This window comes from Stenotrophomonas sp., from assembly GCF_032103445.1.
In the GTDB taxonomy this organism is placed as follows: domain Bacteria; phylum Pseudomonadota; class Gammaproteobacteria; order Xanthomonadales; family Xanthomonadaceae; genus Stenotrophomonas.
Genome location: NZ_DAMDFR010000021.1, coordinates 1 through 13,234, shown reverse-complemented (window position 1 = coordinate 13,234; position 13,234 = coordinate 1). Strand labels below are relative to the sequence as shown.

Sequence of the window (13,234 nt, the reverse complement as noted above, 5' to 3'; positions counted from 1 at the left end):
CCTTTCACTGTTTCATTCAACGTATTACCCGGGAGTTGTCATGTTGGAAGCCTATCGCCACCACGTAGCCGAGCGCGCCGCGCTTGGCATCCCGCCGCTGCCGCTGACCGCCCAGCAGACGGCCGACGTCATTGAACTGCTGAAGAACCCGCCGGCGGGCGAGGCCGAGTTCCTGCTCGACCTGCTGACCCACCGCGTGCCGGCCGGCGTCGACGACGCTGCCAAGGTCAAGGCCTCGTACCTGGCCGCCATTGCGCTGGGCAGCGAGCAGAACCCGCTGATCAGCCGCGAGCGCGCCACCGAACTGCTGGGCACCATGCTGGGCGGCTACAACGTGGCCCCGCTGGTCCAGCTGCTGGACGATGCCGCGGTGGGCACCATCGCCGCTGACGGCCTGAAGAACACCCTGCTGGTGTTCGATGCCTTCCACGACGTGCAGGACAAGGCCAAGGCCGGCAACGCCAACGCCCAGTCCGTGCTGCAGAGCTGGGCCGATGCCGAGTGGTTCACCAGCAAGCCGGAAGTGCCGCAGAGCCTGACCATCACCGTGTTCAAGGTGCCGGGCGAAACCAACACCGACGACCTGTCGCCGGCCCCGGACGCCACCACCCGTCCTGACATTCCGATGCACGCCCTGGCGATGCTGAAGAACAAGCGCGACGACGCGCCGTTCACCCCGGAAGAAGACGGCAAGCGCGGTCCGATCCAGCAGATCCTGTCGCTGAAGGACAAGGGCCATCTGGTCGCCTACGTGGGCGACGTGGTCGGCACCGGTTCCTCGCGCAAGTCGGCCACCAACAGCGTGCTGTGGTGGACCGGCGATGACATTCCGTACATCCCGAACAAGCGCGCCGGTGGCGTCTGCCTGGGCGGCAAGATCGCTCCGATCTTCTACAACACGATGGAAGACGCCGGCGCACTCCCGATCGAGCTGGACGTTTCGCAGATGAACCACGGCGACGTGGTGGAACTGCGTCCGTACGACGGCAAGGCACTGAAGAACGGCGAAGTGATCGCCGAGTTCGAAGTGAAGTCCGAAGTGCTGTTCGACGAAGTGCGCGCTGGCGGCCGCATTCCGCTGATCGTGGGCCGCGGCCTGACCGGCAAGGCGCGTGAAGCGCTTGGCCTGGCTCCGACCGACCTGTTCCGCCTGCCGGTGCAGCCGGCCGACACTGGCAAGGGCTTCTCGCTGGCGCAGAAGATGGTCGGCCGCGCCTGCGGTCTGCCGGAAGGCCAGGGCATGCGCCCGGGCACCTACTGCGAACCGAAGATGACCTCGGTGGGCTCGCAGGACACCACCGGTCCGATGACCCGCGACGAGCTGAAGGACCTGGCCTGCCTGGGTTTCTCGGCCGACCTGGTGATGCAGTCGTTCTGCCACACCGCCGCTTACCCGAAGCCGGTCGACGTGAAGACCCACCACACCCTGCCGGAGTTCATCTCCACCCGTGGCGGCATCTCGCTGCGTCCGGGCGATGGCGTGATCCACAGCTGGCTCAACCGCATGCTGCTGCCCGACACCGTCGGCACCGGCGGCGACTCGCACACCCGTTTCCCGGTGGGCATTTCGTTCCCGGCCGGCTCCGGCCTGGTGGCCTTCGCGGCCGCCACCGGCGTGATGCCGCTGGACATGCCGGAATCGGTGCTGGTCCGCTTCAAGGGCCAGATGCAGCCGGGCGTGACCCTGCGTGACCTGGTCAACGCGATTCCGCTGTACGCAATCAAGGCCGGTCTGCTGACCGTGGCCAAGGCCGGCAAGAAGAACATCTTCTCCGGTCGCATCCTGGAAATCGAAGGCCTGCCGGAGCTGAAGGTCGAACAGGCGTTCGAACTGTCCGATGCCTCGGCCGAGCGTTCGGCTGCCGGTTGCTCGGTGCGCCTGAACAAGGAACCGATCATCGAGTACCTGACCAGCAACATCACCCTGCTGAAGTGGATGATTGCCGAGGGCTACCAGGATCCGCGTTCGCTGCAGCGCCGTATCGAGAAGATGGAAGCGTGGCTGGCCAACCCGAACCTGCTGGAGCCGGATGCCGACGCCGAATACGCCGCCGTCATCGAGATCGACCTGGCCGACATCCACGAGCCGATCGTGGCCTGCCCGAACGACCCGGACGACGTGAAGACCCTGTCCGAAGTGGCCGGTGCCAAGATCGACGAAGTGTTCATCGGTTCGTGCATGACCAACATCGGTCACTTCCGTGCTGCCGCCAAGCTGCTGGAAGGCAAGCGTGACCTGCCGACCCGCCTGTGGGTGGCCCCGCCGACCAAGATGGACGCTTCGGAACTGACCAAGGAAGGCGTGTACGGCACCTTCGGTGCGACCGGCGCGCGCATGGAAATGCCGGGCTGCTCGCTGTGCATGGGCAACCAGGCACAGATCCGCGAGGGTTCCACCGCGATGTCGACCTCGACCCGCAACTTCCCGAACCGTCTGGGCCGCAACACCAACGTGTACCTGGGTTCGGCCGAGCTGGCCGCGATCTGCTCGCGTCTGGGCCGCATCCCGACCAAGGAAGAGTACATGGCTGATGTGGGCGTGATTGCTGCCAGCGGCAGCGAGATCTACCGCTACATGAACTTCGACCAGATCGAGGAATACCAGGACGTGGCCAAGACGGTCGCTGCCTGATCACGTGATGGTTTAAACGAAGACCCCCGGTGAGAACCGGGGGTTTTTGTTTGTGTCGTGGGTGGTTGCGGTCGGGTTATCGGTGACACGCATGGCGTGTCACTACGGGGTCATCCGGATGCTTGGGACGGGTAGGGTCGGTCGACAGACGACCGCCGTGGAATGTTCCGCGTCCGGTAACGCATGACCCGTGTCGGCATCGCGTGGGCCGGCCAACGGCCGGCGCTACCAAGGCCCCCATTCGGCGGTGCCCTCCATGCGTCGGCCGTCGTAGTGGAGCACGCCTCGAGTACCGACCACGTCCATCTCAAACCACGGAAGGTCACCGCGCGTCCTGGGACGGACGTAGGCACGCTGCTGCGCGCGATTGAACTCAACGTAATAGGGTCGCCGCGGCATGAACGGCTTGAAATCGCTCGAGCTGATCTGGACAGAGCCAGGGTCCATCCGCCCGACCATTTCGAGTGAGAAGCGAAAATCACCTTGAGACGCATGGAAGCGGAACAAGTCCCCGGTAGCCGCCGCAGGCGAGGGCAGGGTGGAGATCAGAACCAGCAGTGTCAGTGTACGCACGAGGTTACGAACCGGCCTTTCCATGGCGCATTTCTCCGGGAAGATGGGTAGCAGTGAAGCACACGGCGCGCAGGGCCGCCGCGAACGGTGTCACAACACTGCGTCCGCCGGCCGGTCGGACGCAATGCGGGGGGCGTTACGCGGCCGGCATCTGCCGGATCGGGTCAGCGTGGACGTCGGTGAAATGGATCTGGTGAATCACGCCGTCAGGTCCATTCGGTGTAACGGCCTCGACGCGTTCGCGCGGCCCGATCAGCGCCATCGTGATCAGGCCGAGACCGGCTTCGACGATCACCCGTGAGCCCGGTTCCATGCCCATGTCGCGCAGCCAGGTGCCGTGCAGCATGATAAAAGGAACGGGTTCGTGGTTGAGGGCAGGGGGGCGAAGGAGGCTGTTGCAGCAGTGGCAGCGCTGATACAGCCGGGTGTCTTCGTTGGCGGCTGCGTTCTTGATGGGCGTTGTGGCCCAGTTGTTTGACATGTTCAATCTCCAGCTTCAGGAAAAGCCTCCTCGCCGGGAAGGCGAGGAGTGTCGGGAGGTTAGCGACCGCGTATGCACAGACGGTGTGGTGTATTTCCCAAAATGAGGGTGTTGTATTAACCACCCTCCCGACGCTGGGATGCCAATCATTGTCGTGCATACATGGGTCGCTAAACCCGAAGCGGACATTGCGCCTTGTTCCGAAGAAATGGAAATCGCGATTTTTTCGGGATTTTCGTATTTGACCGTTGAAAAAATCGAGGTGACGCTTTCAGCATCCAGAGAATGAGATGCTTGTTCCAGAACGCGAAACATCAATGAAGATTGATGGGGGCATCCGGCGCGCGTGGCACCTTAAAACGGAGACAAAAAGTGCCGGTCGCGCGACTGGTGCACGACGCAATCGTCCTGCGCACGTAACAATTCCCGTAGACACCACGCCCTGCGTGGTGCCCGCGCGCCGCGCGGCGCAAGCTCACGAAGCCGATACCGGTGCCGTGTTCCAGGTAATGCCGACGTTTAGCGGCGAACGAAGCCCGGCCTCAGGACTTCATGACGCCGGAACGAAGAGCGGACGCGCATGGCGCGTCCCTACGGCAGACGTTCCGTGGTGACAGGCCATGCGTGTCATTCGTGAGAATTGCAGGGCACCTGAACGGAAGGCAGCCACGCAGGGCGTGGCTCTACGGCGATTGCTTATCGCGGTGTTGTTGGCGGTCGTGGACTAGCGCGTGTTATTGCCGCGCCAGCGCCATCAACCGCTCGGCAATGCGCTCCAGCGGCAACTGCTCATCGGCCGCGCCCAGCTTGAACGCTGCACCGGGCATGCCCCAGACCACGCTGGTGGCTTCATCCTGCACCAAGGTGGGAGCACCGGCGTGCTTCAACTCCAGCAGCCCGCGTGCACCGTCGTCGCCCATGCCGGTCAGGATCGCGCCGATGGCATTGGCACCGGCGCTTTCGGCCACAGAACGGAACAGCACGTCCACTGCCGGCTTGTGCCGGTTCACGGCCGGGCCGTCGTCGATGCGGCAACGCCAGCGCGCACCGTCACGGATGATGCGCAGGTGCTTGCCGCCGGGTGGCAGGTAGGCGTGCCCGGCGAGCACGGCTTCGCCATCGGTCGCTTCGCGCACGGACATGGCCGAATGCTTGTCCAGGCGCTCGGCGAAGGCGGTGCTGAAGGTGGCGGGCAGATGCTGGGTCAGCACCACCGCAGGTGCGTCGGCGGGCATGCCTTCCAGCACGATGCGCAGCGCTTCGGTGCCGCCGGCGGAGGCACCAATGGCGATCAGGCGGTCGGTGGTGCGGAACTGGATGGAACGGGGCTTGGGGGCGGTCGCGGGGTCCAGCCGCACCTGCGGCACCACCGGGCGCGACAGCGTGCGCACGCGCGAGCGGGCGGCGGTCTTGACCTTTGTGATGATCTCTTCGGCGTAGTCCTGCAAGCCGCGGGCGACGTCGAATTTCGGTTTGGACACGAAATCCACCGCACCCAGCGACAGGGCCTGCAGCGTGGTATCCGCGCCACGTTCGGTCAGCGAGGAGATCATCACCACCGGCAGCGGGTGCAGGCGCATCAGGTTTTCCAGGAACGCCAACCCATCCATGCGTGGCATTTCCACGTCCAGGGTGATTACGTCCGGAGCCAGGCGCTTGATTTTCTCGCGCGCCAGCAGCGGATCGGCGGCGGTGCCGACGACCTCGATGCCCGGGTCGCTGGCCAGAATTTCGCTGAGCATCTGCCTGACAACGGCCGAGTCGTCCACGATCAACACACGGCACGGGGCTCCGGTGATCATTCGAACAGCTCCACGCCACCGGTGACCGGGGCCTTGGACAGGCGGGCACGCACGGCCGATTCGGTCGCGGCCACCTCGGCTTCGTGCGCATGCGGCAGGCGCTGCACGACGACGCGGCCGCTGTCGGCGAAGAACCATACCTTGCGCGGATGGATGCCGCACAAGTCCTCGGCCAGCACCGGAATGTGTTCGGCCTGCAGATACTGTCGCACGAACTCGGCGTTGCGGGTGCCAACCGGGTTGCTGGTGAAGCCCTTGAGCACGTTGGCCCCGCCAAACACCTTGGCTTCCAGGCGCTTGCGGTGCGCGCCGCGCTTGAGCAGGTCGTTGATCAGCAGTTCCATGGCATAGCTGCCATAGCGTGCGGGTGCACCGTCGCCGACATTGCCTTCCGGCAACAGGAAATGGTTCATGCCACCGATCTTGAGCACGGGGTCGCGCAGGCACGCGGCCACGCACGAACCCAGGGTGGTGGTCAGCGCGGTTTCGTCGTCCACCACCAGGTACTGCGTGGGCAGCAGCTTGGCGGCGGTCACCTTGAAGCGGCTGTCGAAGTAGCGCATCACTTCGTCATTGCGCACAGCCTGGTTCATGCCGGGGCTCCCGGGTTGCGCTTGTACAGGGTACGGCCACACGGCTGGATCAGATCAGCGGCGTGCAGATAGTTCTCGGAGTGGCCGGTGTAGAGCAGGCCGTCATCACCCATGTGCTGGATCAGACGCGACAGGATGCCGCGCTGGGTGGGCTTGTCGAAGTAGATCATCACGTTGCGGCAGAACAGCGCGTCGTAGGGGCCGCCGACGTCGTAGCGCGGTGCCAGCAGGTTGAGCGGGCGGAATTCGATCAGCTCGCGCAGGGCCGGAATCACCCGGCACTGGCCTTCGTTGGGGCCACTACCGCGCTGGAAGTAACGCTTCTTGATCGCCAGGTCCAGACCATTGACCCGGTCCAGCGCATACACGCCACGGCTGGCCGTGGCCAGCACCTGCGTGTCCACGTCGGTGGCCAGGATGCGTACCGGCGGCTTCAGCGTGCCAAACGCTTCGCAGGCGGTGATGGCCATGGAGTAGGGCTCTTCACCGGTCGAGGCGGCGCAGGACCAGAGCTGCAGGGTGCCGTGGCCGGCGCGTGCGCGCAGTTCCTCGTTGAGCTTCTCGAAGTGATGCGGCTCGCGGAAGAACGCGGTCAGGTTGGTGGTGAGGGCATTGGTGAACGCCTGCCATTCGTCGCCGCCGTGGGCTTCGAGCTGGTTGAGGTAGTCCTCGAAACTGCGCATGCCGAGCGCACGCAGGCGGCGCGACAGCCGGCCGTAGACCATGTCGCGCTTGGCCGGGGCCAGCGAGATGCCAACGCGCTGGTAGATCAGGTCGCAGATGCGGCGGAAGTCGCGGTCGCCGAAGTCGAATTCACGGCTGTTGGCGGAAGCAGGAGCGGAAGGCGTGGTCACGGGCGACATCCATTGAAGGGGGACAACGGTAGAGCCGGGCTTGCCCGGCTGTACGTCCGATCAGCCGGGCAAGCCCGGCTCTACGTCACAGCAGCCGGGCAAGCCCGGCTCTACGTCAGAATTCCTGCCAGTCGCTTTCGTCTGCGCCGGTGGTGCGCGGTTGCGGCTTGGCGACGGTCTTCGGAACCGGCTTCAGGCGCGGTGCGGCGGCGCTGACCGGGGCGACCCGGGCGGTGACGGCGCTCACTGCGGCGGCGACCTGGTTGTCGAGGCGGAAGATGGCCACGGCATCGGCCAGCTGGGTCGCCTGTTCTTCCATGGCGCGCGCGGCGGCAGTAGCTTCTTCAACCAGCGCGGCATTCTGCTGGGTGGTTTCGTCCATCTGCACCACGGTCTGGTTGACCTGCTCGATGCCGGCCGACTGTTCCTGCGACGCCGCGGAAATCTCGGCCATGATGTCGGTGACGCGCTGCACCGAGGCGACGATCTCGCCCATGGTGCTGCCGGCCTTGTTCACCAGGGCCGAACCGTCGGCGACGCTGGCGACCGAATCATCGATGAGCCCCTTGATTTCCTTGGCCGCTGCGGCCGAACGCTGGGCGAGGGTGCGCACCTCCGAGGCGACCACGGCGAAGCCGCGACCCTGTTCGCCGGCACGTGCGGCTTCCACTGCGGCGTTCAGCGCCAGGATGTTGGTCTGGAACGCAATGCCATCGATCACCGAGATGATTTCGGCGATGCGCTTGGAGCTCGATTCAATCGCGCTCATGGTGGTGACCACCTGGCCAACCACCTCACCGCCCTGCGACGCGACGGTGTGGGCGCCAATGGCGAGCTGGTTGGCCTGGCGGGCATGTTCGGCGTTCTGGCGCACGGTGGAGGTGAGTTCCTCCATCGAGGCCGCGGTTTCTTCCAGGTTGGCGGCCTGCTGCTCGGTACGGCGCGACAGATCGCTGTTGCCGGTGGAGATCTCGCTGGCGGCGAGGTTGATGCTGCTGGCCGAGGTCTGGATCTGGCCGACGATCTGGGTCAGCTGGGCAACGGTGGCGTTGGCGTCGTCACGCATGGTGGCGAACACGCCCTGGTAGTCGCCGTGCATGCGCGCGGTGAGGTCGCCTTCGGCGATGGCCGAGAGCAGCTGCGAGAGCTTGCCCAGGTTGTCGTCGCTGACCTGCATCATCGCGTTCAAGCTGCCGATCATCTGGCGGAAATCGTGATCGAAGCGGGCTTCGTCACCGCGCTGGGTGAAGTCGCCGGCAGCGGCCGCGCTGCCCAGGCGCTTGATCTCGGCGTTGATGCTGGACAGGTTCTGCTTGACCGTGTCGACCGTGCTGCTGATCGCGGCCTTGTCGCCCGGGTAACGCGGGGCGTCCACGCTGAGATCGCCGACGGCGTAGCGCTGGACCACGGCCAGCACGTCCTGCATGGTCTGCACGTGGGCACCGACCAAGGCATTGGTTTCATGCACCATCAGGCCGTACTCGCCCGGGAAGGCGGTTTCGTCCATGCGGTAGCGGGTCTGGCCGGCATCGTGCTGCGCCGCCATTTCGCGCTGTGCGGTGATCACCGCGTGCAGCTGCTGCTGCATGCGGCCCATGCTTTCCAGCAGGCGGCCGGGTTCGTCCAGTGCCTGCGCGCCGATGCGGCTGTCGAGCTTGCCGCTGGCGATGTTTTCAGCGACGCCGGTGGCCTGGCGCAGCGGACCGGTGATGCGGTTGCCGATGATCCAGCTCAGGGCCAGCACGATGATCACCAGCGCGCCGCCCGTAGCGGTCATCACCGCAGTGAAGGCCAGCGCATCGTTCTGCACGTCATCCATGTAGACGCCGCTGGTGACCACCCACTGCCACGGCTTGTACATCGAGGCGTAGGTCGCCTTCGGGATCAGGCCTTCCGCGCCGGGCTTGGTGGTGGAGTAGTAGGTGTAGCCGCTGCCGTTCTTGACCGCATCGTCCACCTGCAGCTGGTACAGCGCCACGCCATCGGCGGACTTGTAGTCCTTCACCATCTGGCCCACGCGCTTGGGCTGGAACGGATGCACGTGCAGCACGTAGTCGGTGGTAAGGATGTTGTAGTACGCACTGCCACCGTCGGCGCGCATCGCGTCGACCGCCTTCATGGCGTTCTCCTTGGCCGCCGCTTCGGTCAGCTCACCCTTGTCCGCCAGGGCCTTGTAGTGGTCCATGATGCCGAAGGTGATTTCCACCTGCGTTTTCAGGCTCTCCTTGCGGGTCTCGTACAGGTCCACGTACTGCTTGCGCGCGGCGACGACAGCCAGCGCGATCACGCCGATGGCGATCAGCAGGGTCAGCAGATTGAGCTTGTTACGGACGGAGAGGTTGGAGAAGAACTGGTTCCAGCGGCTGAGCAAGGTCATGGGAGAGGATCTTTACAGTCGGGGGCATGCTGCGATGCCTGGAGTGGTGGCGATGGCCGGTGGAAGGCCTACGTCGACGAACGTGCCGAGGCAAATGAGATATCGGCCACCACGCCTTTGAATTGAGACGTGGAAACTGAGCGTGTTCAGGTTTGAAAAGCCGAACGCCCCGATGCGTGTGCATCGGGGCGTTTGTTTGTTGCGGTCAGGTGCGTGCCACGCAGGGGGTGGCACCTACGGCAGTTAGAATTCCTGCCAGTCGCCTTCCGCCAGTTCAGCGGCGGCTACTGCACGCGCCGGTGCCTTGCGGGCCGGAGCCGGGGCCGGAGTGGCGACGGCGACCGGACGCGATGCGCGTACCGGAGCGGCGGCGACCACGACCTGGTCTTCCAGCTTGAAGATCGACACCGCATCGCTGAGGTGACCGGCCTGTTCTTCCATCGAGCGGGCGGCGGCGGTGGCTTCTTCCACCAGCGCGGCGTTCTGCTGGGTGGTTTCGTCCATCTGCACCACGGTCTGGTTGACCTGCTCGATGCCGGCCGACTGTTCCTGCGAGGCGGCGGAGATTTCCGACATGATGTCGGTCACGCGCTGCACCGAGGCGACGATCTCGCCCATGGTCTGGCCGGCCTTGTGTACCAGTGCCGAACCGTCATTGACCTTGCCGACCGAATCGTCGATCAGGCCCTTGATTTCCTTGGCGGCACCGGCCGAACGCTGGGCCAGGGTGCGCACTTCGGAGGCCACCACGGCGAAGCCACGGCCCTGTTCGCCGGCACGGGCGGCTTCCACTGCGGCGTTCAGAGCCAGGATGTTGGTCTGGAAGGCGATGCCGTCGATCACCGAGATGATCTCGGCAATCTTCTTCGAGCTGGTCTGGATCGCGCTCATGGTGGTGACCACCTGGCCGACCACTTCACCGCCCTGCGAGGCGACTGTGTGCGCGCCGATGGCGAGCTGGTTGGCCTGGCGGGCATGCTCGGCGTTCTGGCGCACGGTGGAGGTGAGTTCCTCCATCGAGGCGGCGGTTTCTTCCAGGTTGGCGGCCTGCTGTTCGGTACGGCGCGACAGGTCGCTGTTGCCGGTGGCGATCTCGCTGGCGGCCTGGCTGATGGCCTGGCTGCTCTGCTTGATGCGGGTGACGATGCCGCTGAGCTGCTCGGCGGTGGCGTTGGCGTCGTCGCGCATGGTGGCGAAGACACCATGGAAGTCGCCGTGCATGCGTGCGGTCAGGTCGCCCTGCGACAGCGCGGTGAGCAGGCTGGAGATCTGTTCGATGCTGCTGGCGTTGGCGTCAAGCAGGCCGTTGATCTGCTGGGCCAGCTGCAGGAAGAAGCCGTCCTTGCCTTCAGCGGCGATGCGGCCGCTGAGGTCGCCGGCGGCGGCCTGGGCGATGACGCGGGCCACTTCAGCTTCGACCAGCGCTTCCGGGGTGCGGTCGCGCCATTCCACCACGTGGCCGACGGTGTGGCCGTCGTCGTTGCGGATGACCGAGACCACCTGGGCAAACTGGGCATCGCCGAACTGCATGGCGCGACGGGCGACGCCGTTCTGCTTCAGGTTGGCGAGCAGGGTCGGGTCGGTTTCGCCATTGTGTTCCAGCACGGTCAGGGGACGGCCGACCAGGCTCTGGCTGGCGTCGAACGCCGGCAGATCCTTGCGCAGCTCGTCCTGGTACTGGGACAGGGTCTGTTCCAGGGCGCGGTTGGCATAGACGATATTGAGGGTGTCGTCGGTCAGGTAGACGCCAGTGGAGCTGTAGTCCAGCGCGGTGCGGATGCGCAGGTTCTCGCGGGCGACGGCCTGTTCGGTCTCGGTGCGCTCGCGCAGGTCGCGCTGCATGCGCTGCATGGCCTGCAGCAGGTCGCCGACTTCATCCTTGCGGGTGACGTCGATGTGGCCATCCAGCTTGCCGCCGGCGACTTCATTGGCAACCGAGACGGCACCGCGCACGCTGCCGACCAGCGAACGGGCAAACAGGTACACCAGCACCAGGCCAAGGGCGGCACCGCCGAGCAGGGCGATGACGGTCAGGGTGGCCGAGGCGGCGTAGGTGGATTCGGCTTCCTCGCGCGAGGCGCGGGCAAGGCGGTTGTCTTCGGCGATCAGCGTTTCAAGCGCGGCCGAGGCCTTGAAGTGCTTGGCGCGGGTTTCGCCGACGAAGGTATCGATGGCATCGTCCGGCAGGTCCAGCTCCAGCATTTCGGTGACCGAATCGTAGGAGGCCAGCGAGTCCTTCCACTCCTTGGCGAACGTATCGAACAGCTTCTTCTGCTGCGGGCTGTCGATCAGCTCGGGGTATTTCTTGATCGAGGCATCGATCTTGGTGCGCAGGTCGGCGGCGCGGGTCTTGGCTTCCGCCTTGACGTCGTCGCTGGCGCGGATCAGGCCCTGGTAAGCCGAGTTGCGGTACTCACCGAGCATGCCACGCATTTCGCCGGCCATGCGGATGCTTTCCATCCGGTTGCCGGCCAGTTCGGTGGTGACATTGTTGAGGGAGTGCAGGCCGCGGTACGCGACGATGCCTTGAAGCAGCATCACCAGCAGCAGGACGCCGAACGTCAGCATCAGCTTCGGCATCAGTTTGAGATTGTTGATCCATTGCATGGTGGTGCACTCTCTCCAGTGGCAAACGCGTCCGGGCGTGTCCCGGTTGCAGCGACCACGCCGGCCAGTGCCGGCGTGGCAGGGCGTACGGGAATTACTTGATGTCGGCCAGCTTCAGGCCGGACGGACCGCTGACTTCGATTTCAGCGCGCGAGGCATCGCGCTGGATGGTGCCGATGACGCAGACGGTCTTGCCTTCCAGGGTTTCCAGCGGGAAATTGAACTTGCCGCGGTTGGAGCCGGCGATGCGGGCCGAGAAGGTGTGGCGCGGGAAGGCGCCGCCCATGTACAGGAAGGTGGGCTGGCCTTCAGAACCTTCGGCGTAACGGGCCTTTTCGACCTTGCCGCAGACCATGCCGTCCTTGCCGACCGAACGCGGAGCCAGCTCCGGCGGGATCATGGCGGACTGGGCGGAGACGGGAGCAGAAGCGGTGGTGGCCAGCACGGCGACCGAGAACACGGCAAGCAGAGACTTCATCGGGAGATACTCCGGGGGATTTGGGATTGTTGGCCTGGCCGTGGAATGCCCACGGCGCGAGGTCCTGACACGAGCTATCGGCCAAACGCGACACAACTGAAGTGAGAATGTGTGCTGTTCATCACAATTCTTCACGGTGGTGCGTCAAGCGGCCGCATCTTCCAGCTGCTGGGCCTGGCCCATGTCGGCGCTGTCGAGCAGGGTTTCGATATCAAGCAGGATGAGCATGCGATCGTCCTGGGTACCGATGCCGGAGATGAAGCGGGTATCGACGGCGGCACCGAACTCGGGGGTGGGGCGGATCTGGTCGGCGTTGAGCGGGATCACGTCGGACACGCTGTCAACGACGATGCCGACGACGCGGTCGTCAACGTTGAGCACGATCATCACGGTGAAGGCGTCGTAGCGGGCATCTTCAAGGCGCAGCTTGAGGCGCAGGTCGATGACCGGCACGATGGTGCCGCGCAGGTTGATGACGCCCTTGATGTAATCCGGCGCGTCGGGCACGCGGGTCACGGAGTCGTAGCCACGGATTTCCTGGACCTTGAGGATGTCCACGCCGTAGTGCTCGGCACCGAGGGTGAAGCTGAGGAATTCGCCGCCGCTGCTGGCGGCATTCTTGTTGCTGTCGTTCATCGGGAAGATCCTGGGTCGGGCGTGGCGGTCGAAAGAAACCGGGTGTCACGCTGGATATCGGCCTGGATCTTGTTGTCTTTAGCGTCAAAGTTTGACGCGAACAGCCCACCTCGGCGGACGGTCTACGAGCTTGGGCCATCGGGCACGGGGGTACGGGACACGCCGTTAACCCATCCATGGGGGCTCGTCGAAAACATCCAT

At 65.0% G+C, this 13,234-nt stretch carries 10 protein-coding genes; 1 reads left to right on the top strand and 9 read right to left on the bottom strand.

What is annotated here, in order from left to right; translation table 11 throughout:
* Positions 1 to 40 precede the first annotated feature (40 nt).
* A complete protein-coding gene (acnB, locus tag RT551_RS09875; protein WP_313458054.1) occupies positions 41 to 2,632 on the top strand; it encodes a bifunctional aconitate hydratase 2/2-methylisocitrate dehydratase in 2,592 nt (863 codons plus the stop codon).
* 225 nt (positions 2,633 to 2,857) lie between these two features.
* Here acnB and RT551_RS09870 read toward each other — a convergent pair whose 3' ends face one another.
* From RT551_RS09870 to RT551_RS09830, 9 genes are all read right to left on the bottom strand, one after another.
* Positions 2,858 to 3,229: a hypothetical protein gene (locus RT551_RS09870; protein WP_313458051.1), complete on the bottom strand. Its 372-nt coding sequence runs from the start codon at positions 3,227 to 3,229 to the stop codon at positions 2,858 to 2,860.
* Between the two features lie 112 nt (positions 3,230 to 3,341).
* Positions 3,342 to 3,686, bottom strand: a complete 345-nt coding sequence (locus tag RT551_RS09865; RefSeq protein WP_313458049.1) for a hypothetical protein — start codon at positions 3,684 to 3,686, stop codon at positions 3,342 to 3,344.
* A 734-nt stretch (positions 3,687 to 4,420) separates the two neighbouring features.
* A complete protein-coding gene (locus tag RT551_RS09860) occupies positions 4,421 to 5,488 on the bottom strand; it encodes a chemotaxis response regulator protein-glutamate methylesterase (RefSeq protein WP_313458046.1) in 1,068 nt (355 codons plus the stop codon).
* Entirely contained in the window at positions 5,485 to 6,081 is a 597-nt protein-coding gene (gene cheD / locus RT551_RS09855; protein ID WP_313458044.1) for a chemoreceptor glutamine deamidase CheD, read from the bottom strand. Before cheD ends, RT551_RS09860 begins: the two co-directional genes overlap by 4 nt.
* A complete protein-coding gene (locus RT551_RS09850; protein ID WP_311191113.1) occupies positions 6,078 to 6,944 on the bottom strand; it encodes a CheR family methyltransferase in 867 nt (288 codons plus the stop codon). The genes cheD and RT551_RS09850 overlap by 4 nt, the downstream gene beginning before the upstream one ends.
* A 106-nt stretch (positions 6,945 to 7,050) precedes the next feature.
* Complete coding sequence (locus RT551_RS09845) at positions 7,051 to 9,312, bottom strand: methyl-accepting chemotaxis protein (RefSeq protein WP_313458040.1); 2,262 nt, start codon at positions 9,310 to 9,312, stop codon at positions 7,051 to 7,053.
* 243 nt (positions 9,313 to 9,555) lie between these two features.
* Positions 9,556 to 11,919: a methyl-accepting chemotaxis protein gene (locus RT551_RS09840; RefSeq protein WP_313458038.1), complete on the bottom strand. Its 2,364-nt coding sequence runs from the start codon at positions 11,917 to 11,919 to the stop codon at positions 9,556 to 9,558.
* A 94-nt stretch (positions 11,920 to 12,013) separates the two neighbouring features.
* Positions 12,014 to 12,397: a hypothetical protein gene (locus RT551_RS09835; RefSeq protein WP_313458036.1), complete on the bottom strand. Its 384-nt coding sequence runs from the start codon at positions 12,395 to 12,397 to the stop codon at positions 12,014 to 12,016.
* Positions 12,398 to 12,541: 144 nt separating this feature from the next.
* Entirely contained in the window at positions 12,542 to 13,033 is a 492-nt protein-coding gene (locus RT551_RS09830) for a chemotaxis protein CheW (protein WP_313458034.1), read from the bottom strand.
* Between the last annotated feature and the right edge of the window lie 201 nt (positions 13,034 to 13,234).

Bases quoted from the DNA above. Each gene is read 5' to 3' on its own strand.
- acnB (WP_313458054.1), top strand. From the start codon at position 41: ATGTTGGAAGCCTATCGCCACCACGTAGCCGAGCGCGCCGCGCTTGGC.
- RT551_RS09870 (WP_313458051.1), bottom strand. From the start codon at position 3,229: ATGGAAAGGCCGGTTCGTAACCTCGTGCGTACACTGACACTGCTGGTT.
- RT551_RS09865 (WP_313458049.1), bottom strand. From the start codon at position 3,686: ATGTCAAACAACTGGGCCACAACGCCCATCAAGAACGCAGCCGCCAAC.
- RT551_RS09860 (WP_313458046.1), bottom strand. From the start codon at position 5,488: ATGATCACCGGAGCCCCGTGCCGTGTGTTGATCGTGGACGACTCGGCC.
- cheD (WP_313458044.1), bottom strand. From the start codon at position 6,081: ATGAACCAGGCTGTGCGCAATGACGAAGTGATGCGCTACTTCGACAGC.
- RT551_RS09850 (WP_311191113.1), bottom strand. From the start codon at position 6,944: ATGTCGCCCGTGACCACGCCTTCCGCTCCTGCTTCCGCCAACAGCCGT.
- RT551_RS09845 (WP_313458040.1), bottom strand. From the start codon at position 9,312: ATGACCTTGCTCAGCCGCTGGAACCAGTTCTTCTCCAACCTCTCCGTC.
- RT551_RS09840 (WP_313458038.1), bottom strand. From the start codon at position 11,919: ATGCAATGGATCAACAATCTCAAACTGATGCCGAAGCTGATGCTGACG.
- RT551_RS09835 (WP_313458036.1), bottom strand. From the start codon at position 12,397: ATGAAGTCTCTGCTTGCCGTGTTCTCGGTCGCCGTGCTGGCCACCACC.
- RT551_RS09830 (WP_313458034.1), bottom strand. From the start codon at position 13,033: ATGAACGACAGCAACAAGAATGCCGCCAGCAGCGGCGGCGAATTCCTC.